This is a genomic window from Saccharothrix longispora (assembly GCF_031455225.1).
GTDB lineage: Bacteria > Actinomycetota > Actinomycetes > Mycobacteriales > Pseudonocardiaceae > Actinosynnema > Actinosynnema longispora.
On the sequence record NZ_JAVDSG010000001.1, the window covers coordinates 3,065,418 to 3,087,144 of the forward strand.

Genomic DNA, 21,727 nt, shown 5'->3' on the forward strand with positions numbered 1-21,727 from the left:
ATCAGGGCAGGGTCCATCGCTGGTTGGCGCCGCCGTGGCAGCTCCAGATGATCAACTGCGTGCCGTCCGCCGAGCTGCCGCCGTTGGCGTCCAGGCACTTGCCCGACTGCGGGTTCACCAGCGAACCGTTGGCCCCGGCGGTCCAGTTCTGACCACCGCCGCCGTTGCAGGTCCACAACCTCGCCAGGGAGCCGTCGGCGGTCCCGGCCACCTCCAGGCACTTGTCCAGGGAGCGCAGGGTGGTGCCGTTGACCGTCCAGCGCTGGTTCGCACCGCCGTTGCACGTCCACAGCTGCACCTTCGCGCCGTCGACCGAGCTGCCGCCGTTGACGTCCACGCACTTGCCCGAGGAGCCGGTGATCGGCCCGGTCCGGGCGCCCGTCGACGTGCCGAACGTGTACGCGTCCACGTCGAACAAGGTGCCCGTGCCGCCGGCGAAGGTGAGGTACAGCGCGACGGTCCCGGTCGGCACGTTCGACAGGGTGGTGGACACCTCGGTGAAGGTCTCCCAGCTGCCGGTCACCGGCACGGTCACCGTGCCGAGCACCGGTCCGGACGGCGATCCGGTCCGCACGGACAGCGTGCCGCCGGAACCGGCCGACGACACCCGGGCGGTGAACCTGGTCGCCCCGCCGAGCGCGTACGGCTCGAACGCGATCCAGTCGCCGTTCTGGATGTCGCCGACGGTCCGGCCGCCCTCGGCGGTCGCCTTGTCGTAGAGGCCGGTGCCCGACTGGGTCGAGTGGTGCTCGGCCTGGCGGTGCCGCAGTTGGAGCACGTGCTGCGCGTGCGTGGTCACCGGCGGTTGGCCGTTGGCCCCGAGGTCGGTGTACTCGGCATCGAACACCGCGAACAGGTTCGCCGCCGTGTCGTGCTCGCCGTCGACCGGGATCTGCATCGTGCCGGAGCAGCCGGTCCGCGTGCTGATCGGGTGCCCGTGGCTGTCGTGGCCGAGCAGGTAGCTCAGCTTGACCCGGTTGCAGTCCACCGCGCCGTCCTCCGCGTCCGACACGGTGATCGTGTACGGCACGGTGTCGCCGAAGCTGAACAGGGCGCCGTTGGTCGGCGCGTCGATCCTGACCACCGGCGCCGTGTTCCCGACCGAGATCGACACGTTGGCGGCGCCGGAGCGGCCCCCGGTGTCGGTGACCGTGAGCGTCACCGCGTACTGGCCGTTGGCGGTGTAGGTGTGGCTCGGGTTGGCGGCCGCGGAGGTGGTGCCGTCACCGAAGTTCCACGAGTAGGCCAGCGCGCCGCCCTCGGGGTCCGAGGAGCCGGCGGAGGAGAAGTTCACGGTCAGCGGCGCGCTGCCGGACGTGCGGTCGGCGGCGGCCCGCGCGGTCGGCGCCTTGTTGCCCGCCGGGTTGTACTCGATGCGGTAGAGCGCGGAGCTGGCGTCCCCGCTGCCCCAGCCGGTGCCGTAGTCCAGCACGTACAGGGCGCCGTCCGGGCCGAAGGCCGCGTCCATGATCTGGGTGCCGCGCCACGGGAAGTCGCTGACCTGCCCCGCCGAGCCGTCGGCGTTGACGTCGATGGTCTTGATCCAGCGCCGCCCGAACTCGGTGGCGAACACGTGCCCGTCCAGCGCGGCCGGGAACTTGATCGACGACGGGTTGGCCGCGTCGTACCGGTACACCGGCGCGGCCATCGGGGACTCCGAACCGCAGCCGAACGCGGCGAACGAGCAGTTGTCGTACTTGATCCACGCCGCGCGCGCGGCGGGCAGGGTGCCCAGCCCGGTGTTGCGCGGGGAGTTGTTGACCGGCGCGGCGCAGTTGAACCGGTTCCCGGACGGCCCGGACGGGAACGCGTAGTCGACGTACGCCTCCGCGGTGGTGTTCGAACCGACGCAGTAGGGCCAGCCGAAGTTGCCCGCCGAGGTGATCCGGTTGAACTCCACCAGGCCGGCCGGCCCCCGCGTGCCGCTGCTCGTGCCCGCGTCCGGCCCGTACTCGCCGAGGTGGATCGCCCCGGTCGGCTTGTCCACGTTGAAGCGGAACGGGTTGCGCAGGCCCATCGCGTAGATCTCCGGCCGGGTGCGCGCGGTGCCCGGCGGGAACAGGTTGCCGGACGGGATGGAGTACGAGCCGTCAGGGTTCACCTTGATCCGCAGCACCTTGCCGCGCAGGTCGTTCGTGTTGCCGGCGCTGCGCTGCGCGTCGTAGGCGGGGTTGCGGTTGGTGCGCTCGTCGATCGGGGTGTAGCCGCCCGAGTCGAACGGGTTCGAGTCGTCGCCGGTGGACAGGTACAGGTTGCCCGCCGCGTCGAAGTCGATGTCCCCGCCGACGTGGCAGCACATGCCCCGGTCGGTGGCGACCTCCAGCACGGTCACCTGGCTGGCCGTGTTCAGCGTGAAGTCGGCGTTGAGGGTGAACCGGGACAGCCGGTTGACCCCCTTCCACGCCGAGAAGTCCGATCCGGTGGCCGGCGCGTCGCCGCCGGGGGTGGACAGCGGCGGCGCGTAGAAGAGGTAGATGAACCGGTTGGTCGCGAACCCGGGGTCCACGCCGATGCCCTGGAGGCCTTCCTCGTCGTGCGCGTAGACCGGCACCGAGCCGATCACGCCGGTGACGCCGGCGGCCGTGGTGCGGCGCACCGTCCCGTTGCGGGAGGTGTGCAGCACGGAGCGGTCGGGCAGGACGGCGAGCGTCATCGGCTCGCCCATCTCGGCGACCCCCCGGGCCAGCTCGACCTGCTGGAAGTCGGCCGGGTTGACCGCGTGCGCGGAAGCCGGTGGTGCGGAGCCGACCACCGTCGCCACCACACCGGCGGCCACGAGGAGAGCGGCGGTCGACGCCGCCCGGACTCGGTGTCCCATGGCAGGCTCACCCCTTGGTGTCATCTGGCTGATTCGGGCACGCGGGTGCGTGACGGCCGCGGTGGAGAGATCCGGTACCGCCGGGAGCACTGGTCGCCAGCGTCGCCCGGAGCGGATCAGGGAGTGCTCCCGGACAGGTGCGGGAGCGGGAACGCGGGGTCCGGACGGCACGAGGGCGCGATCCCACCGCAACGTCTTCGTCGCATCGAAGAATCTCCCTCGTCATCGTCGACGGGTGGTCCAGCCGCACTGCGGCGGGGTCCTCGTCGGCACCGTAACCAGCGACGATGTGGAGCGTCAACGCTCAAAACTGCTAAAATTGTTAGCGTTAACCAGACGGCTCAACGCTCAGACTTGGCCCTATGCCGGCAGATCGTGACTGTCGAATGTGGATTCGACCAGGTCAACGACGCGTGCATGTTATCGTTCACACGAATTCGGCGGAGGCCGGGGCGACCACGCGGTGGCCCCGAGAAGACGTCAAGACTCCCGGGGGCGGGACCGTCTCCGGTCCCACCCCCGGGAGTGCGATTCGCCGGGAGTCCGATTCCCCGGGACCCCGATCCTCGATCAGGCGACCGTGCAGGCCGCCCCGTTGAGCGCGAACGACGCGGGCGCGCCCGCGTTGCCGGTGTGGGTGGCCTGGAAGCCGATGCTCACCGAGGCGTTCGGGGCGATGTCGCCGTTGTAGGCCGCGTTCCTCGCCGTCACCTGGCCGGACGATGGGGAGTACGTCGCGTTCCAACCCGAGGTGATGGTCTGCCCGCTCGGCAGCGCGAACGCCAGCGACCAGCCGCGGACCGGCTCCGAGCCGGTGTTGGTGATCGTGATCTCCGAGGTCAGGCCGCCGTTCCAGGCGTTGACCCTGTCGGCCACCCGGCACGAGGCGTCGCCGGGCGGGTTCGTCGTGGTAGTCGTGGTGGTGGTGGTCGTCGTGGTGGTCGTGGACGTCGTGGTCGTGGTCGTGCTGCCCGGCGGGGTTCCCTCGAACTGGGAGAAGAACCTCCAGACCTCGCCCCTGGTCCACGACCTGGCGCCGTCCTCACAAGCGCACCCGTCCACGGCGCCGGGCAGGTGCCCGCCGTCGAACGCGGCCCACACCACCGGGTACCCGGCGCGGCACCCCTGGTACGTGGTCGTGATGTGCGTCAGGCTGCCCGCGGCGGGTTCCCGGGGGGTGGTGGCCGTGCAGCCGTTGTTCCGGACGAACCTGTCGCGCAGCGACCGGCCCTGCGAGATGTTGAGCACCGTGTCGCCGATGCCGTGGATGCCCAGGTAGGCGATGGGCTGCGTGCCGCCGTTGCACCCGCTCAGCTGCGCGCCCCCGAACACCGCCACCGCCCGGAAGACGTTCGCCCGCCCGCACGCCAGCGCGTAGCTCATGCCGCCGCCGTAGCTGAACCCGGTCGCGAAGCGCAGCGCCGTGTCGACGCAGAGGTCGGCCTCGATCCGCTTGATCATGTCGTCGACGAACGTGACGTCCTGGTCACCGGTGTTGGGCCACGCGTTGTCGATGCCCTGGGGCGCGACGAGGATCGCGCTGTTGTTCGACTGCCCCTGTTGCCCGTAGTAGGACCAGGCCGCGCCGCTGCTCCCACCGGAGGCGACGTCGTTGGCCGTGCCGTGCCACCAGTGGAAGGCGAAGATCAGCCGGTACGCCCTGGTGTTGGTGTAGTCGTCCGGGACGCGCAGGATGAAGGTGCGGCTCCGGCCGCCGCTCTGGATCGTGTGCGTCCCGCTCCGCAGCGCCGGGGCCTTGCCGCACCCGGCGGTCGTCGTCTGGGCGCCTATCGACGTGGGCGCCGCCGCCGCGCCGAATCCCGTGCTCAGCGCCGTGACGCTCGCCGCGAGCGCGACCAGCGCCACGGCCCCGGCGATCAACCGGGAGGTTCTCTGCCTCGACATCACGCGACTCCTTCCGCCGTTCTACCGGCGAGGTGGGTGCGCCGTCGGCGTCGGTGCCGGCCCGTCGGCGCGGGAGTTCTCCAAGGTGCACCAGTCCGGCGCGGCGGGGTGGGCGGCCCCGATGCCGGGGCGGTCCGGGGTAGGAGTGCGGCGCCACCCGGCCGCCGGTCGGGATCGAGGCGTCGCAGGGCGCGTTGCGCGCGCTCACCCGCGCCCCCGACCCGGACACCCGCGCGCCCCACGCCTGCCCGACACCGGGCACCCGAGGGCCTTCGGCTCCGGGAGCGACGCGGGTGAGGTCGACGTGCGCGGTCGCATCGAGGTCTCCCCACGTCGTCGTCGACGGTCGGCCGGCCCTGGCGGAGCCGGCCGACCGGGAGGGCGCCGGAACCGGACACAGGTCCCGACGCGAGAAATGTAACCAGGCGGACACACCGCGTCAAAGCTAAAGATGTTAGCGCTAACTTTAGCTTCTTCGAACAATCGCAACGGAATTTTCGGCCACTTGGTTGGCATATACCCTGGTAGAACGAAATATTTCGAAACGAGCCGCCATTCGGAGCAGTCGAGCGACTTTGTCTTTCTACGACGCCTTGTGAGCGTGAACAAACCGGTGGCACACTGCGTGTCACCAGGACGTCACGGGTGGCGGGGAGCGCTCGCGACGTCCCCGGGACCGCCGGCTCGAAGCGCCGTCAGGAGGACCGCACGCGCACCGAACCGCCCTCGCGCAGCGGCATCGGCACCCGGTGGACGGCCGGCGCCCTCCCCGTGCGCCGACGCCGTTCGAACAGGTCCAGCAACACGTCCACCGCGCGCGCACCCAGTTCGTGGTGCGGCAGGGCCACGGTCGTCAGCCGCGGACGCATCCAGGAGGCGATGGGATGGTCGTCGAACCCGATCACCGAGACGTCGTCCGGGACGGACAGACCGGCCTCTCCCAGCGCCTGGTAGGCGCCGAACGCCAAGCGGTCGTTGAAGCACACCAGCGCCTCGGGGCGGTGACCCCGCAGGATCGCGCGGGTGGTCTCGTAGCCGTCCTCCGGCATCCACTTGGGACAGCGGTGCGCGCCGGCCGGCTCGACGCCCGCCTCCGCGAACGCCTGGCGCAGGCCGATGAGCCGTTCCACGGCGGCGACGCTGTTGGGCGGGATGTCGTCCAGGTCCGGCCCCGCGCCGATCAGGTGGATGCCCGACCGGTGGCCCGCGCCGAGGATCGCCCGCCCGGCCGAGCGGCCCGCCCGCACCTCGTCGGGCAGCACAGAGGGGACGGTCGAGCGGGACGCGGGCACGGCGTTGAGCAGCACGGCGGGCCCGTCACCCAGCCCTTCCGGGACGGCAACCGATCTGGTGTACATGGCGGCGAAGACGATGCCGTCCACCCGCCGGTCGTGCATGGCCTCGACGAGCGCCCGCTCGACTTCCGGGTCGCCCCCGGACTCGCCGACGAAGAGCATGAAGCCGCGCCGGTGGGCGGCGTCCACCGCACCCTTGATCATGTTGCCGGCGAGGCCGGACGAGGCGACGGTGTCGGACACGAAGCCGATCGTCTGCGTGCGACCGGTGCGCAGGCCCACCGACAGGGTGTTGCGCCGGTAGCCCAGCTCCTGCGCGTTGGCCCGCACCCGGCGTTCCGCCTCTTCGGAGATGCGCAGCTCGCGCGCGCGTCCGCTGAGGATGAGCGACGCGGTCGTGCTGGACACGCCGCTCGCCGCCGCGACGTCCGCCAGCGTCACCCGCCTCCGCCCCACCGCGGACCACCTCCCGACCCACGACCCCACCACGATCCCGTCACGAGTTCGCGACGCTAACACGATTTAGCACGTACCAGTGAGGAGAACGCGATGCAGCGCCCGGACCTCCGCCGCGCCGTGGCGGCGGCGGCCGCGTTGACGTTGTCCGTCGCCGGCTGCTCCGCGCCGGGCTCCGATGTCGTGCCCACCGCGGGCACGGCGGTCACGGCCGCGGAACCCTCCTGCGGGGTCTCGCCGGTGACGTTGCGCGCCCGCTTCGAGACCGGCTTCCCGCTCGCCAGGGCGTTGGCGGACGAGTTCACCCGGCAGCACCCGAACGTCACGTGGGACATCCGGGAGGAGCCGTTCGACGTCCTCACCCGCAACGCGCCGCGCGTGCTGGCCGACGAGCCGCCGGACCTGATGCGCCTGCCGCAGATCTCCGACGTCGCGGGCGCCGGGTTGCTGCTGGGCCTCGACGGCTACGCCCGCCGGTTCGGGTGGGACGGCCGGCCGCCCTCGCAGACGCGCCCGCTGCGCGTCGGGGCGGGTGGCCGGCCGCGCGGCGAGGGTCCGCTGTACGCGACGGGGTTGTCCACCAGCGTGACGGGGTTCTTCTACAACAAGGAACTGGCGGCGCGGATCGGCGTGCGCGAGCCGGGCACCCTGGCCGAGCTGGACGACGCCCTCGCCCGCGCCGCGCGGGCGGGCATCACCCCGCTGGCGGGGTTCAACGGCGGCGCGACGGGCGGGTTGACGTTCCCCTTGCAGAGCCTGATGGGCGCGTACGGTTCGACGAGGGCGGTCGACGACTGGACGTTCCAGCGGCCCGGGGCGCGGATCGACACCCCGCCCAACACCGAGGCCGCGCGGCACCTGGCGCGCTGGCTGGCCGCCGGCTACTTCGACGCGGACCTCAACGCCACCGACTACGCGCGCATGGTGGACCGGTTCACCTCCGGCCGGGCGCTGTTCATGGTCAACGGCGACTGGGAGTCCGCCGCGCTCGACCGCCGCATGCCCGGCCGCGTCGGGTTCTTCCTCACACCGCCGCTGACCGCGGGCGCGCCCCGCGCGGCGATGGCCGGACCGCCGTCGTTCGGGATCGCGGCACGGGCCGCGCACCCCGACTGCGCGGCGGTGTTCCTGGACTGGGCCGCGTCGGACCCGGCCGCCCGGGACCTCGTGGTGCGCGTCGGCGGGGCGCGTCCCCTCGGGCCGGTCGACCCGACGCTGCCGGTGGAGCCCGGCTCGGTCACCGCCGCCACGTTCGCGGCCACCGACGAGGTGCTGGCCGACGACGCGGCGATGGACTTCATCGCGAACGCCACCGGCTCCGTGTACGCCAGGAGCTGGACACCCCGGTTGCAGCGGCTCGTGGAGGGCGACCTGACCCCCGAAGGGCTGCTCGCCGGCGTGCAGGCCGACTACGTCGCCCAGACCGGCGGCTGAGGGTGGCCGGTCGCTGGGCCGGGTGGCTGTTCGTGCTCCCGGCGCTCGCCGTGTACGGGGTGTTCGTGCTGCGACCGCTGGCGCTGACCGCCCAGTACTCGCTGTACCGGTGGGACGGCGTGGGACCGTCGACGTGGGTCGGCTGGGACAACTACGCCGCCGTGTTCACCGACCCGGACCTGGTCGCTCCCCTCGCGCACGCGCTGCTGCTGGTCGTGGCGTTCGCCGCCGGGCCGGTCCTGCTCGGCCTCGCCCTGGCCGCCGCGGTGCGGCCGGGTCCGTCGCTGGTCCTGCTCCTGCCGCAGGCCGTGCCGCCGATCGCGGCGGGGCTGGCGTGGAGCGTGCTGCTGTCGTCCACGGGCGCGGTGAACCGGTCGCTGGAGGCGGTGGGTCTCCACGGGGTGGCGCGGACGTGGCTGGGCGACTCGTCGACCGCGCTCGCCGCCGTGGGCGTGATCGGGGCGTGGGCGCTGCTCGGGACGTGCGCGCTGCTGCTGTCGGCGGGCGTGCGGCGGCTGGACCCGGCCCTGTACGAGGCCGCCCGCCTGGACGGTGCGGGGCGGTGGCGGGAGTTCCGCGCGGTGACGCTGCCGGGCGTGCGCCGGGAGGTCGGCGTGTGCGTGGTGATCACCTCGGTCGCCGCCCTGTCGAGCTTCGACGTCGTGTACGTGACGACCCTCGGCGGACCCGGCGGAGCGACGTCGGTCCCGGCGCTGGAGGTGTTCCACCTGGCCTTCACGGAGCGTCAGGTGGGCCTGGCGTCGGCCCTGGCCGTGGTGCTCGTGGTGCTGGTGCTGGCCGTGGTCGCCCCGGTGCTGCGGTGGTCGCGGTGAGGGCCGGGTTGCTCGTGCGCGTCGGGCTCGCCGTCGTGACGGTGCTGCCGCTGGCGGAGCTGTTCGTCACCGCCCTGCACCCGCCCGGCACCTATCCCCCGGGGCTGACCTGGCCGGACGACCCGCACTGGTCGAACTTCGCGCTGGCGTTCCGGACCGCGCTGGTGGACCGGGCGCTGCTGTCGGGACTGGTGGTCGTGCTCGCCGTGGTGCCCGCGGTCCTCGTGCTGTCCACCGCGGCCGGCTACGGGCTGGCGCGGCTGCCGTTCCCCGGTTCGCGCGCGGTGCTCGGCCTGTTCGTGGTCGGGCTGGTGCTGCCCCGGGAGGCGATCGTCGTCCCGCTGTACCAACTGGTCCGCGACCTGGGGCTGCTCGACACGACGGCGGGGCTGGTGCTGCCGCTGGTCGCCGTGCACCTGCCGTTCGGAGTGGTGTGGATGCGGACCCACTTCGCGTCGGCGGACGCCGAGCCGGCCGAGTGCGCCCGCGTGGACGGGGCGGGCCCGTGGGCGGTGTTCCGGCACGTGCACCTGCCCCTCGCGGGCGACGCGCTGCGGTCGTCGGCGCTGCTGCTGTCGGTGTGGACGTGGAACCACCTGCTGTTCGCCCTGGTCCTGGTCGACGACCCGCTGCGGCGGACGGCGGCGGGCGCGCTCGGCGCGTTCCAGGGCCGCTGGGGCACCGACGTGCCGCTGCTGTGCGCGGGCGCGCTGCTGATCACCGCGCCGGTGGTCGTGCCGCTCGTCCTGCTGCGCCGCCGGTTCGCCGATGCCCTGGTCGAGTGGGCCTCGGTCCGCTGACCCGATCGAAGGAGACTGCCCGTGAAGTCCACGCCCGACATCACCATCGCCCAGGTGGCCGCGCTGGCCGGGGTGTCCACCACCACGGTGTCGAAGGTGTTCAACGGACGCGGTGACGTCGCGGCGGACACCCGTGCGGCGATCGAGGAGATCATGCTGACGCACGGCTACCGGCCGCGGACGCGGTTCGTCACCGCCCCGCTGCTGGAGCTGGTCCTGCACGGGCTCGCCGGTCCGTACGCGATGGAGGTCATCCGGGGCGCCGCCCGCGCCGCCGACGCCCACCGCGTGGCCGTGGTCGTGTCGGACCCCGGTGGTCGGCCGGCACCCGGCGACACGTGGATCGAGACCGTCCTCTCCCGCCGCTCCCGGGCCGTCGTCTCGGTGCTGTGCGCCCCGACCGCCGAGCAGCGCGCCCGGCTGGCGGGCCGCGTGATCCCCGTCGTGCTGGTGGACCCGATCACCGAGCCCGGTCCGGGGGTGGCGGCGGTCCACGCGGCCAACCGGGAGGGCGGCCTGGCCGCCACCCGGCACCTGCTGGAGCTGGGGCACCGGCGCATCGCGGTGATCACCGGACCCGCGGGCGCGCTGTCCGCCCGGGAGCGCCTGATCGGCTACCGCGCCGCCCTCGACACCGCGGGCGTCCCGCTGGACCGCGCCCTGGTCCGCGCCGGCGCCTACCAGGTGGAGGACGGTCGCCGGCACGCGCACGAGCTGCTCCGCCTGCCCGACCCGCCGACCGCCGTGTTCGCCTGCAACGACGCCCAGGCGCTCGGCGTCTACCAGGCCGCCCACGACAAGGGCCTGCGCGTGCCCGACGACCTGAGCGTGGTGGGCTTCGACGACCTGCCGCCCGCGAGGTGGGCCACGCCGGGGCTCACCACGATCCGCCAGCCCTTGCGCGACATGGCCGCCGAGGCCACCCGGCTGGCGGTCCTGAGCGCCCACCACGGGTTACCGGCGCACCACCGGGTCGTCCTCCCCACCGAACTCGTCCTCCGCGCCAGCACCTCACCGCCGGCCCCCCGTCAGTTGTAGGGCATGGTCGGGAACCAGCCGAACCCGAAGATCGCCGGGACGCGGACGTCCCAGTACACGAGCAGGAAGACGCCCAGGGCGATGAGCAGCGCCGAGCTGACGACCGCCGTGCGGCGCTGGTTGCCGCCCAACCAGCGCAGGAACCGGCCCTTGGTGGCCAGGGCGAGCACCGTGAACACGATCACCGCGAGCAGGATGTTGCCGATGGACTGGAGCACGAACGTGCCCGCGCCGTACAGCGGGTTCCCGGACTCGACCGCGGAGCGGAACAGCTTGATGAACAGCGGGTAGGGGCGGCCGATCAGGAACGCGCCGACCAGCGCGCCGAGCACCACGACCCGGGCGACCGGGCGGGCTCGGAACAGGTCGGGCACGACGCCGAGGGCCGCGAGGCCGAGGTAGGTCAGCGCCAGGCCGACGACGCCGAACACGACCGCCGACTGCACCAGGCGCACCGGCATCGCGCCGACGGTCGCGGTGGACAGCTGCGGCAGGCTCGTGCCGACGAGCACGCCGACCGCGCCGTAGACCGCCGACACCCCGACCATGCCCGCGGTGAACCAGCCGAGGGGGCGCGCCAGTGCCCGCGCGGTGCCCGAGGCCGCCCCGCTCGCCTGGCTCATCGGTCCGATGGACGCGGCCATGGCGATGTTGCACGCGGTGAAGGTGCCCGCGAGGCCGGAGACGAACGCGAACGCCAGGCCCGCGGCCGTGCCCGCGATCGACGCGGTCGCGGCGTCCTCGCCGAGCAGCGCGTTGGCCACGTTCGCGCCGATCACGTGGTCGACCAGCTCGTAGGACCACAGGACGGCCAGCAGGACGCCCGCGGCCGCGCTGCCGAGCACCAGCCGTCCGGGTCTGGTGGGACGAACGGTTCCGGCGACGGCCGGGACTCGGGTCATGGCGCACACCTCACTCGACCAGCGGATTCCGTCCGATCAAGTCTGCTGGGCCGCACGCCGGTGGGACCACTCCCCGGTTGCCGTGGCTGCGGGCCGGCCTAGCGGACCGCCGGGCGTTCGGAAACACCCGTTCCGGGTACCCTGAATCGTTCGACACCGGCTCACATGGCATCCGTCACGCGTTCGTGCTGGTCGCTCGGTGTACGCGCGCGGTCGAGACGTGGACGGGGGGGTGCGGGATGGGTGGTCCGCAGGTGTCGACCCGGCGGCTGCGCGTGCTGGAGGCGATCACCGACGGCACGCTCAGGGAACTCGACCTGGACAAGTTCTTCGAGGTCCTGCTGTGGCGGGTGCGCGACCTGTTCGAGGTCGACACCGTCACCGTCCTGCTGACCGACGCCTCCGGCGAGCAGTTGGTGGCCAGGGCGGCCTCCGGCCTGGAGGAGGAGGTCTTCCAGGGCGTCCGCGTGCCGGTCGGGACGGGCTTCGCCGGGCAGGTGGCCCAGCGCAGGGAAGCGGTGCAGGTCGACCACGTCGACGAGTCCACCGTGGTCAACCCCCTGTTGTGGCAGCGCGGCCTGCGGACCCTGCTGGGCGTGCCGATGGTGACCCACGGCGACCTGAGCGGGGTCCTGCACATCGGCAGCACCACGACCCGCCGGTTCACCGACGAGGAGATCGAACTGCTCCAACTGGTCGCCGACCGGTTGGCGATGGCGGCGCACGTGCACCGCTCGCGCTCCGAGCGGGCCGCCGCCGCCATGCTCCAGGACAGCCTCCTGCCCTCGCGCCTGCCCGCCGCCGACGGGTGGGAGATGGCGGCCCGCTACGTGCCCGGCACGGACAGCGGCGTCGGCGGCGACTGGTACGACGTGTTCCCCCTCCCCGGCGGGCGCATCGGCCTGGTGATCGGCGACGTCGTGGGCAACGGGCTGCCCGCCGCGATCGTCATGGGACGCCTGCGCAGCGCGCTGCGCGCCTACGCCCTGGAGTTCGCCGACCCCGCCGAGGTGCTCGGCAAGCTCGACCGGAAGGCCAGTCACTTCGAGAGCAGCACCATGGCCACGGTCGCCTACGCGGTCATCGACACGGCGACCTGCCGCATGGACCTCGCCCTGGCCGGCCACCTGCCCCCCGTGCTCGCCGCGCCCGGCCGGCCGGCCGCCTTCGTCGACGCCCCGATCGGCCCGCCCATCGGCTACGCCCTCGCCGTCACCGGTCGCCGCGGCGCCGTCGTCGACGTGCCGGACGGCGCGCTGGTCGCGCTGTACACCGACGGCCTCGTGGAACGCCGCGGGCAGGACCTCGACGGCTGGCTGGAAGTGCTCCGGGAGGCCGTCACCCCCGTGTCGCCCGAGACGGCGTGCGCCCGGATCATGACCACCCTGGTGAACGACCGGCCCGCCACCGACGACATCGCCCTGCTGGCCATCCGGCACAGCCCCGCGGTCGACCGGTCCTGACACCTGTCCGCTTCCTCCCGTCGCGCACCCGGTGCCCGATCGGCCGGACGACGCGGCGTGGATCGACCGCCGTTCCCGGCGACACGCCCGTGGTGACGTTCCGGGCACGGGCGACCACCGTCGGTAGGTTCTGCTGGTGTGCGGTGCTCCACACCCGCGTTCGGCGCGGCGGCCTCCTGTCACCCCGCCTCGGCCGCCGGCCCGTCTGGAGGTCGGTCGATGAAGGTACGGGTAGGTCTTGTCACGGCGGCGCTGCTGCTGGTGGGAACCAGCGCGCCGGCCGCTCGACCCGACACCACGCCGTACTACTGGCAGGTCCCGGGAGCGGGTGAGCGCGCCCTGCGGGAGGCCGGGTTCGACGTCGGGCACGGCGTCGACGGCGTCGTGCAGGTGGTCGGCGACCGGCGCGTGGCCGACCGGCTGGTCGCCCTCGGCCACCAGCCGAGGAAGTCCGATGCGGTGTACAAGCAGGTGCCGCCCGGTCGGGCCGCGGACGTCGGCGCCCTGACGTACTACGGCGGCTACCGGACGGTGGCGGAGCACGAGAAGCACCTGACCGACGTGGCGGCGGCGTACCCGGCGCTGACGCAGGTGCACGACATCGGCGACAGCTGGCGCAGGACGCGCGGCCAGGGCGGTCACGACATCAAGGCCATCTGCATCACCCGCAAGCAGGCCGGCGACTGCGCGCTCGACCCCGACTCCGCCAAGCCCCGGTTCGCGTTGATCGCGCAGCTCCACGCGCGGGAGCTGGCCACCGGCGAGCTGGCGTGGCGGTGGATCGACCACGTCACCCGCGGGTACGGCACGGACGCCGAGGTGACGTCCGTCCTGGACACGACCGAGCTGTGGGTGGTGCCGATCGCCAACCCCGACGGGGTGGACATCGTCGCGTCCGGCGGCAGCAGGCCGTTGTTGCAGCGCAAGAACGCCAACAACACCGGCGCGTCGTGCTCGACGCCGAGCTACGGCGTGGACCTGAACCGCAACTCCACGTTCAAGTGGGGCAAGGCCGGCACGGACCGGTGCGACGAGACCTACCAGGGCACGGCGGCCGGTTCGGAGCCGGAGACCGAGGCGATCGAGGCGTGGTTCAGGCAGCTCTTCCCCGACCAGCGGGGCCCCGGTGACACCGAACCGGCGCCGGTGACGACCACGGGCGTGATGATCACCGTCCACAGCTACGGCAACCTGATCATGCCGCCGTGGGGCTGGACGTGGAACGCGAACCCGAACGCGGCGCAGCTGGCGGCGCTGGGCAGGAAGATGGCGGCGTCCAACGGGTACGAGGTGGTGGCCGAGGGCGACACGACCGGCACGACCGACGACTTCGCCTACGGCGACCTGGGTGTCGCGAGCTACACGTTCGAGATCGGGTCGGGCAGCGGCGACTGCGGCGGGTTCCTGCCGGAGTACTCGTGCGTGGACAGCCTGTTCTGGCCGAAGAACAAAGGAGCGTTCCTGACCGCGGCGAAGGCGGCGAAGGCCCCTTACGCGGGCTGATCCGGTCGTGCGTCACCACCCCACGCCCGGTACCTCGGCGCGGGGTGGTGGGGGACACCGCCGGGGGCGGTGGTGGCACGACGCGTGCCCCTGCCGGACTCGAACCCGGAACCTCGACGTTCGTGGCGTCGCGCTCCGCCCCGACCGAGCCGCGGGGGCGCGTGGGAAGTCATCCGCGCGGGGACGGGGAAGCTGCCCCGTGCGGTGTGGGTCGATCATGCGATCCCGCCGCCGATCGGCGCAACGGCTTTTCCGGCGGGCGGCCCACCCGGGCACGGTGCGGCCACGTCACCCGGGGTCGGACGGAGCCCCGCACGTCATCCTCTCCCCGAGCCCCCGGCGCGACCGTCGCGGAGGTGGAACCCGACCCGTCGTGACCGCGCCGACGGGTCCGACCACCCGACTTTAAGGCCACCGTAACCGCCGCCCCCATCCTGGGCACCGTGACGCCGCGGGCTCTGCCGCGGGTGAGAGGAGCAGGGGTTCGATGAGCGGGACGACGTGGTGGAAGCGGGTCGCGGTGGTCGGGTTCGCGCTGGGGGTCGCGAGCGGGGTGGTGGGCACCGCGCACGCCCGGGCCGCGGGCCAGGCCGTCGGCGTCCGACTGGTGGAGGCGGTCAGCCCGGCCACCACCTCCGGCAAGTCCGTGACGGCCTGGTGCCCGAGCGGCACGAAGCTGTACTCGGCGGGCGGGGCCGTCCGGGACGCGTCCGGGCAGGTGGCGATCGACGCCGTCCGGCCGTTGCCCGACCTGTCGGGCGTCGTGGTGAGCGCCCGGTCGTTCGGGGCCACGTCGCCCTGGGTCGTGCTCGCCCGCGCCGTCTGCGCCCGCGGCAACCCCGTGCTGGTGCGCCCGGACGGGTTCGGCGCCGCGCAGGTCGCCGTCAAGGAGGACTCGGTCTCCTGCGAGGTCCCCGGCAGCCTGACCGGCCTCGGCGGCGAGGTCGCCGGCTCCGACCCGGCGGACCCGGCGGCCCTGTACGGGCTGGTGCCCGACGCGAGCCTGACGACGGCCACCGCGAAGGCCGCCGGGCCGGCGGACGCCCCGTGGGCGGTGAAGGCGTGGGCGATCTGCGACCCGGCGAAGGCGGGCCTGCTGGTGCGCGAGGTCGCGAAGGGCGACATGTCCGGCTCGTTCGAGCAGACGGTCACCGCGACGTGCGCCGACGGCTACCAGTACACCGGCGGCGGCGCCTCGGCGTACGGCAACGCGACCGACTCGCTGACGGTCGCGGTGGCGTGGCTGCCGGACCCGGACGCGGGCACGATGACGGCGATCGGCACGAAGGGCGCCAGCCCGTGGGGCATCGAGGCGTACGCGATCTGCGCCAAGGCGTGAGTCACCCGACGCGGAGCGGCGCGGGATCGGGGAGGGGGCTCGGCTCCACGTCGATCTCGCGCATCCGCGACACGTAGGTCCGGTAGCGGCGGCGCGCCTCGCCGTGGCTGCCCGACGCGGTGAGCGCGCGCACCAGCGCCAGGTGCGCGGTCTCGTCGTAGCAGTCGCGCTCCAGGACGCGCAGGCAGTACCGGCTGGTCGCGACGTGGTCGCCGGACGCGGCGGCGTGCCCGGCCAGCGCCGAGGCGACCTGGAGGTAGGTGAGGCGGGCGTCCTCGCGCAGTTCCGCGGCCCAGTCGGCGTAGGGGTCCTCCTCCAGGAAGTCGCCGGTGTAGGCGGTCTCCGCCGAGGCCAGCAGCGCCGCCGGCCCGCCCGTCAACCCGGCCCGCGCGTCGGCGAGGAACCGGATCACGTCCACGTCGACGACGGTCGGGTCGAGGCGAACCTGGTCGTTGTCGGCGACGATGCCGTGCCCGTCGCCGCGGTCGGGGTCGAGCACCAGGCGCGCGGTGGACAGCGCCACCGAGAACCGGTTGGCGACCCGCTCCGGTGGCTCGTCCGGCCACAGCAGCGCCATCAGCGCCTCGCGGGTCGCGGGCCTCCCCCGCCGCGCGACGAGGATCTTGACGAGGTCGCGCGCCTTCTTCGACTGCCACGCCGTGGCCGGGACGGTCTCGCCCCGGCGCAGCACCCGGAACCCGCCGAGGGTGCGGATGGACACGGCGGGGCCGGTCGACCGGCCGCACGCCCCGGCGACCGAGGCGGCCTCCGCGACCAACCCGCGGGCGCCGAGCCGGGCGGCGGCCTGACCGGCCACCGTGACCAGCGCCAGGCCGTCCGCGCCGCCGAGCACCCGTGCCCTGGCGATCGACACCTCGATGCCGCCGAGGGGGTTGCCGATCCCGGCCCACGCCGCCGCGGCCTGGTCCAGCAGCGACAACGCCTCGTCGCGACCGGCCTCGTCGCGACCGGCCGCGGACCGACCGAGCAGTTCGAGCGCCGCCGCGCCGGCGGCCCGGTCGCGGCGCCGGGCGGCCACGGCCTGGGCCTGGCCCGCGTGGGCCGCCGCCTCGTCCGGTTCGCCGCGCGCGAGCGCGAGGCGCGCGGCGGCCAGCAGCGCCGCCGGGTAGCCCAGGCCGGTGCCGCAGGACAGCGCCCGGCGCACCAGGTCCTCGGCGGCCCTGGGCTGCTCGTCGGCCAGCACCCGGGCGAGCCCCGCCAGGGCGGGCACCAACTGCGGCACGGCGTCGTTCTCCTCGGCCAGCCGCACCGCCTCGGCGAAGGCGTCCCGGGCCAGCGCCCGCTCCCCCCGGAGCCGGTGGACCTCCCCGAGCGACTCCAGCGCCAGGCTGGCAAGCCGCGATCCCGTCCTGGTGTAGACCTTGCGCGCCGCGTGCAGGTCGGCGGCGGCCTCGTCCAGCCGCCCGAGGCCCAGCCACGCCGCGCCCCGGTTGTTCAGCGCCAGCGCCCGGTAGCTGGTGAACCCGGTCAGGTCGGCGAGCCGCAGCGCGGTCTCCAGCTCGGCCAGCGCCTCCCCGTGGTCCGCTTCGTGCACGAGGTGCGCCGACCGGTTGACCCTGATCCTGATCTCGGCCAGCACGTCCCCGGCGAGCTGCGCGTGCGCCAGCGCCCGCGCGTAGTGGTCGGCGACCGCCGAGCGGTCGCCCTCCGCGTCGGCGACCATGGCCAGCACGGTGTGCGTGGCCGCCAGCGCCGCGTCGTCGCCCGCCTCCTCGGCCAGCACCGTCGCGGCGGCGACCTCGGCCCGGCTGGCGGCGACGTCGCCGCGCGCCCAGTGCGCGCTCGCGGCCAGGCCGTGCACCCTGGCCTCGGCCGCCGGGTCCGCCCCGGTGGTCGAGCACTCCCCGCAGGCGGCGAGCGTCCGGTCCGGTGCGCCGCTGAAGTAGTGCATCGCGGCGATGCGGGCGGCGAGCGCCGGCGGGGTGGGCACGCCGCGCGGGGTGGCCCGCCGCAGGCACGCCAGGGCAGGTCCCCACTCGCCGCGCACCTGGTGCGCCACACCGGCCAGCTGCCACGTGACCGGGTCGCGCTCGTCGGGCGGGATGGCGTCGACGGCGGCGGTCACGGTGTCCGCGCCGCCGCGCTGGAGCAGCTCCTCGCCGTGCGCGGCCAGCAGCGCGCCGACGGCGCGGTGGTCGGCGAGCCCGGTCAGCGCGGCGAGCGCCTCCGCGAGGTGGCCCCGGTCGGCGAGCCACGCGGCGGCTGTCGCGCCGAGCCGGCGCCGTTCGGCCGGGGACGGCGGGGTGCGTCCGGCGACGAACGCGCGCGCCAGCGGGATCAGCCCCAGCCAGCCGGGGTGCGGGATCAGCCGCTCCACGAACAACCCGCGGGCCAGCAGGTCGTCCAGCACCGGCGCGGCGTCGGCGAACCCCAGCGCGGCCAGCAGGTCGGCGTCGAAGCGGTCGAACAGCGCGGCGGCGGCCAGCAGCTCGCGGACCCGGCGCGGTTCGCGGTCGAAGACCTCGTGGGCCAGGTAGTCGTACAGCGCGCGGTCGTGCGGCGCCGCCGCGGCGGGCAGCACCGGCCCGGCCGTCGGGTCCGGCACCCGAGCCCCGGCCGCCATCCGCACCGCCACCGGCCACCCGCCGGAGAGCCGGTGCAGCTCCGCGGCGGCGCGGTCGTCGGGCAGCAGCTGCCGGGTCTCCCCCTCGGTGAACGCGAGCTGCGCGGCGGAGACCTCCAGCGGTCCGCGCGGCCCGGCCGGTCGCCGCACCGGGAACGGCGGCGGCTCCCGGCTCGACAGCACCACGCGCAGCGCCGGCGGGGCCTGGAGGCACAGCGCCTCCAGCAGGCCGCACGTCCGGTCGTCGCGGCCGATGACGTGCAGGTCGTCCAGCACCAGGAGCACCTCCCGCCCACCCGCGCCGGTCGTGGCCTCGGCGACCGCCTCGCACAGGGAGGCGGCCATGGCGTGCACCCGGTCGGCCCGCCCGGCCTCGCCCGCGTCCTCGTCGTCGGCCAGCACGCCGGGCGGTCGGAAGCGCAGCGCGGGCAGGATGGAGCGCAGGGCGGCGGCGAGGTTGGCCAGCAGCGGCTGGGCGGAGCGGTCCTCCTCGGTGAGCGTGTGCCAGGCGACCGGGGCCCGCGCGGTCCAGCCGGCCAGGAACGTGGTCTTGCCGTAGCCGGCGGGCGCCACCACCGTGGTGATCCGGCTGGCGCGCGCCGCGGCCAGCAGGTAGTCCAGGCGAGGCCGCGCGACGGCGTCGGTGGTCGCGGGCGTCGTCACACGCTATCCATGCCACACCCGGGCCGGTCCGTGCGCGCTGGGCGGCGGATTCACCCGATGTGATCAACCCCGGCCGCCTTATGCCGACGCTAAGGCCACCCGAAGGTCCGTGACGACCGTGGTGCACGACCACCTGAACCGGTCTCCGGAGGGGAACATGAGGAAGCAACACGTGTCGGCACGAGCGGTGGTGCTGGTGCTGGCCGCCGCACTGGCGCCGCTCGCGACCACGTCGGTCGCCCACGCGGAGGACCCGTGCGCCGACCGGCCGGCCACCGAACTGGACCGGCGCGGCGACTGGCGCTGCGTAGGCCTGGCCACCTACACCGATCCGACCGCCGAACCGGAGGCGCCCTCGCTCGGCGACGAGGAGGCCGCGCGGCTCGACGTGGCCCGGCCGGCGGACTGGGAGCTGGGCGTCGCGGTCTCCCCCGACGGCCGGCTGTACCGGCAGACCGCGCTCGCCCCGCGCGGACCGGACGAGACCCGCCCGGTCAACCCGACCCCGACGGACGTCGTCCCCGAGGTCGGACCGCAGCGGGCGGACGGCGGGATGGGCACCCGGACGATCTTCGGCCCCGACGACCGGCTGCGGCGGTCGGCGACCACGAGCTACCCGTGGCGGGTGGTGGGGTCGATCTCCTCGCCGGGCGCCACGACGTCCAACTGCTCGGGTTCCCTGATCGGACCGCGCCACCTGCTCACCGCCGGCCACTGCATCCACCGGGGCAGCGGCGGCAAGGACGAGGGCTGGTACCCGAACCGCAAGGTGGCGCCCGGCCAGGACGGGATCGGCACGTACCCGAACGGGCTCAAGAACTCCCACTGGTACTTCAGCGTGTCCGGCTGGTTCGACCACGGTGACCCGGCGTACGACTACGCCATGGTCGTGCTGGACGACCAGCGCTCCACCGCCGGCCTGGGCTGGCTGGGGTGGCGGTCCAACGGGCACTGGGGCGAGCACTGGACGGCCGGCTACCCGATCTGGTCCCACGACTGCGCCGACTCGCCGTCCGCCGACGGCCAGTGCGACAACTACCAGTACGGCGACAGCGACCCGACGTTGCTCGTGCTGTCCAAGCAGATCAAGACCCACGTCGACGTCCAGGGCGGGCAGAGCGGGTCGCCGGTCTACGAGCGGGACGGTGACGACCGGCGCGTGACCGGGGTCATCGCCTACCACGGCGGCAACTGGGCCACGCGGGTCACGGCGGCCCGGGCGAACAACTTCTGCGACTGGATCCACGCCCACCCCAGCGCCTTCGCCGACCACCCCTGCGAGTAGGGGCCGGTACCCGCGGCGCCCTCCCCCGGGGGAGGGCGCCGCGGAACCGTCGTCGGCGCATCGGGGTGAACCGGGGTCGCGGTTCCTTGACCTCCGTCGAAACCCTTGGCAATACTGGGTTTTCCGTCAACGAGAGGGCGCGATGAAATTCCTGAGGATGCTCCTGCGCCGCCGCCGTCCCACCGACTCCGGCTACTACGCCTACCCGGCGGTGTGAGCCGCTCCCGCCCGGACCGCCTCGACCGGTGGTCCGGGCGGAGGCGTGACCGGGCGGCGGGCGGGGAGCGATGACCGACCCGCTCGACGCCCTGGTCTCGGCCGCGAGGTCCGGCGACGGCGTCACTCGGCTCGAAGGCGGCGCGTGGCTGGTGACCGACCCCGCCGAGACCGAGCGCCTGCTGGCGAGCAGGGACGCGGTCACCGGCCGGACCGACCGTCCCGCCGCGCTCACCTCGTGGGGCCCGGACGGCCCGGCCACCTGGATGGCGGTCCGACGCGCCATGCGCCCCCTCTTCACCACCGCCCGGATCACCGCGTCCCTCCCGGTGGTCGCCGAGCAGGCCGCCGGGATCGTCCCGGGTTGGCCGTCGCCCGGTGTCGTCGACGTCGGGGACGAGACCGTCCGCGTGGTGTCCGCCGTCAACACCCGGCACCTGCTGGGCGGACCGTCGCGGGTGCTCCCCCCGCTGCTGGAACGGGAACTGCTCCTCGCGGGCCCCCGGCCCGCGCCGTTCCGCCGGCACCGACTGCGCCGCGCCCAACGCGCCACCTACGACGCCATCCGCGACCACGTCCGCGATCCCCGCGCGGGCCTGCCGGCGGTCCTGCTCGACCACGGGTTCGACGAGCACGCGGTGACGCTGGCCCTGCGCGCCATGCTGCTGTCCGGCCACCACGTCCCGGCCACCGCGCTGGCCTGGGCCCTGCACGAGCTGTCCACCCACCCCGACGTCCAGCGGGACGCCCGCGCCGAAGCCGCCGCGCGCCCCGACCCGACGGCCGACCTGCCGCTGTGCCGGGCGGTGATCCGCGAGGCGCTGCGCCTGCACCCGCCGGTCTGGCGGCTGCGCCGGCGGTCGGCCGCACCGGCCCGCGGCCTGCCCGCGGGCGCGGACCTGCTCTTCAGCCCTTACCTCAACCACCGCGACCCGGGCACCTGGTCCGAGCCCGCCGAGTTCCGACCGCGGCGCTGGAGCGCCGGCTTCCGACCGGCTCCCGGCAGCTACCTCCCCTTCGCGCTCGGCCCCCGCACCTGCCCGGCCTCACGACCGGCCCTCGCGCAGCTGACCGTCGTCCTCGCGACCGTCCTGAGGACCCACCACCTCGTCCCCCACCGCTCGCCGACCCCGACCTTCGACGTCCTGCACGCCCCCCGCGGCCTCCGGCTGCGCCTGCTCCCGGTGTGACCC

The 21,727-nt window shown here is 74.3% G+C and carries 14 protein-coding genes and 1 tRNA gene; 9 read left to right on the top strand and 6 right to left on the bottom strand.

Translation table 11 applies throughout. The annotated features are described in order from the left end of the window. Position 1 precedes the first annotated feature (1 nt). From J2S66_RS12450 to J2S66_RS12460, 3 genes are all read right to left on the bottom strand, one after another. A complete protein-coding gene (locus J2S66_RS12450; protein ID WP_310307121.1) occupies positions 2-2,818 on the bottom strand; it encodes a PQQ-dependent sugar dehydrogenase in 2,817 nt (938 codons plus the stop codon). Between the two features lie 570 nt (positions 2,819-3,388). Beyond that, on the bottom strand, positions 3,389-4,723 hold the full coding sequence (locus tag J2S66_RS12455; RefSeq protein WP_310307122.1) for a CE1 family esterase: 1,335 nt from the start codon (positions 4,721-4,723) through the stop codon (positions 3,389-3,391). Positions 4,724-5,418: 695 nt separating this feature from the next. Continuing rightward, positions 5,419-6,459, bottom strand: a complete 1,041-nt coding sequence (locus tag J2S66_RS12460; protein ID WP_310307123.1) for a LacI family DNA-binding transcriptional regulator — start codon at positions 6,457-6,459, stop codon at positions 5,419-5,421. 108 nt (positions 6,460-6,567) lie between these two features. Here J2S66_RS12460 and J2S66_RS12465 point away from each other — a divergent pair, with 108 nt between their 5' ends. The 4 genes from J2S66_RS12465 to J2S66_RS12480 are packed head-to-tail and all read left to right on the top strand — an operon-like array spanning position 6,568 to position 10,579. Next, entirely contained in the window at positions 6,568-7,908 is a 1,341-nt protein-coding gene (locus tag J2S66_RS12465) for an ABC transporter substrate-binding protein (RefSeq protein ID WP_310307124.1), read from the top strand. Between the two features lie 2 nt (positions 7,909-7,910). Then, entirely contained in the window at positions 7,911-8,741 is an 831-nt protein-coding gene (locus J2S66_RS12470; protein ID WP_310307126.1) for a carbohydrate ABC transporter permease, read from the top strand. Beyond that, positions 8,738-9,541 (top strand): carbohydrate ABC transporter permease, encoded by an 804-nt coding sequence (locus J2S66_RS12475; protein WP_310307127.1) that lies wholly within the window; start codon positions 8,738-8,740, stop codon positions 9,539-9,541. The genes J2S66_RS12470 and J2S66_RS12475 overlap by 4 nt, the downstream gene beginning before the upstream one ends. Before the next feature lie 21 nt (positions 9,542-9,562). Then, positions 9,563-10,579, top strand: coding sequence for a LacI family DNA-binding transcriptional regulator (locus J2S66_RS12480; protein ID WP_310307128.1), 1,017 nt, complete (start codon positions 9,563-9,565; stop codon positions 10,577-10,579). Here the strand turns inward: J2S66_RS12480 and J2S66_RS12485 are convergent. Further along, positions 10,570-11,481 carry a hypothetical protein gene (locus J2S66_RS12485; protein WP_310307129.1) on the bottom strand — a complete coding sequence of 304 codons (912 nt, stop codon included), beginning with the start codon at positions 11,479-11,481 and terminating at the stop codon, positions 10,570-10,572. The two genes, J2S66_RS12480 and J2S66_RS12485, sit on opposite strands and share 10 nt — an antisense overlap. 239 nt (positions 11,482-11,720) lie before the next feature. Between J2S66_RS12485 and J2S66_RS12490 the strand changes: the two genes are divergently transcribed. Further along, positions 11,721-12,944 carry a PP2C family protein-serine/threonine phosphatase gene (locus tag J2S66_RS12490; RefSeq protein ID WP_310307130.1) on the top strand — a complete coding sequence of 408 codons (1,224 nt, stop codon included), beginning with the start codon at positions 11,721-11,723 and terminating at the stop codon, positions 12,942-12,944. Positions 12,945-13,163: 219 nt separating this feature from the next. Further along, entirely contained in the window at positions 13,164-14,447 is a 1,284-nt protein-coding gene (locus tag J2S66_RS12495) for a M14 family metallopeptidase (protein ID WP_310307131.1), read from the top strand. A gap of 85 nt (positions 14,448-14,532) precedes the next feature. Here the strand turns inward: J2S66_RS12495 and J2S66_RS12500 are convergent. Next, positions 14,533-14,606 (bottom strand) — tRNA-Arg (locus J2S66_RS12500). 328 nt (positions 14,607-14,934) lie between these two features. Between J2S66_RS12500 and J2S66_RS12505 the strand changes: the two genes are divergently transcribed. After that, the gene (locus J2S66_RS12505) at positions 14,935-15,786 is read left to right on the top strand and encodes a hypothetical protein (RefSeq protein ID WP_310307132.1); all 852 of its coding nucleotides are present in this window, start codon (positions 14,935-14,937) and stop codon (positions 15,784-15,786) included. Position 15,787: 1 nt separating this feature from the next. Here J2S66_RS12505 and J2S66_RS12510 read toward each other — a convergent pair whose 3' ends face one another. Then, complete coding sequence (locus tag J2S66_RS12510; protein ID WP_310307133.1) at positions 15,788-19,033, bottom strand: ATP-binding protein; 3,246 nt, start codon at positions 19,031-19,033, stop codon at positions 15,788-15,790. 157 nt (positions 19,034-19,190) lie between these two features. On the opposite strand from J2S66_RS12510, the gene J2S66_RS12515 reads away from it, so the two are divergent. Together J2S66_RS12515 and J2S66_RS12520 are read left to right on the top strand one after the other, a co-directional pair. Beyond that, positions 19,191-20,318 carry a trypsin-like serine peptidase gene (locus J2S66_RS12515; RefSeq protein ID WP_310307134.1) on the top strand — a complete coding sequence of 376 codons (1,128 nt, stop codon included), beginning with the start codon at positions 19,191-19,193 and terminating at the stop codon, positions 20,316-20,318. Between the two features lie 287 nt (positions 20,319-20,605). After that, positions 20,606-21,724, top strand: a complete 1,119-nt coding sequence (locus tag J2S66_RS12520; protein WP_310307136.1) for a cytochrome P450 — start codon at positions 20,606-20,608, stop codon at positions 21,722-21,724. The last annotated feature ends 3 nt before the right edge of the window (positions 21,725-21,727 follow it).

Bases quoted from the DNA above. Each gene is read 5' to 3' on its own strand.
- J2S66_RS12450 (WP_310307121.1), bottom strand. From the start codon at position 2,818: ATGGGACACCGAGTCCGGGCGGCGTCGACCGCCGCTCTCCTCGTGGCC.
- J2S66_RS12485 (WP_310307129.1), bottom strand. From the start codon at position 11,481: ATGACCCGAGTCCCGGCCGTCGCCGGAACCGTTCGTCCCACCAGACCC.
- J2S66_RS12505 (WP_310307132.1), top strand. From the start codon at position 14,935: ATGAGCGGGACGACGTGGTGGAAGCGGGTCGCGGTGGTCGGGTTCGCG.
- J2S66_RS12465 (WP_310307124.1), top strand. From the start codon at position 6,568: ATGCAGCGCCCGGACCTCCGCCGCGCCGTGGCGGCGGCGGCCGCGTTG.
- J2S66_RS12520 (WP_310307136.1), top strand. From the start codon at position 20,606: ATGACCGACCCGCTCGACGCCCTGGTCTCGGCCGCGAGGTCCGGCGAC.
- J2S66_RS12490 (WP_310307130.1), top strand. From the start codon at position 11,721: ATGGGTGGTCCGCAGGTGTCGACCCGGCGGCTGCGCGTGCTGGAGGCG.
- J2S66_RS12495 (WP_310307131.1), top strand. From the start codon at position 13,164: ATGAAGGTACGGGTAGGTCTTGTCACGGCGGCGCTGCTGCTGGTGGGA.
- J2S66_RS12455 (WP_310307122.1), bottom strand. From the start codon at position 4,723: ATGTCGAGGCAGAGAACCTCCCGGTTGATCGCCGGGGCCGTGGCGCTG.
- J2S66_RS12515 (WP_310307134.1), top strand. From the start codon at position 19,191: ATGAGGAAGCAACACGTGTCGGCACGAGCGGTGGTGCTGGTGCTGGCC.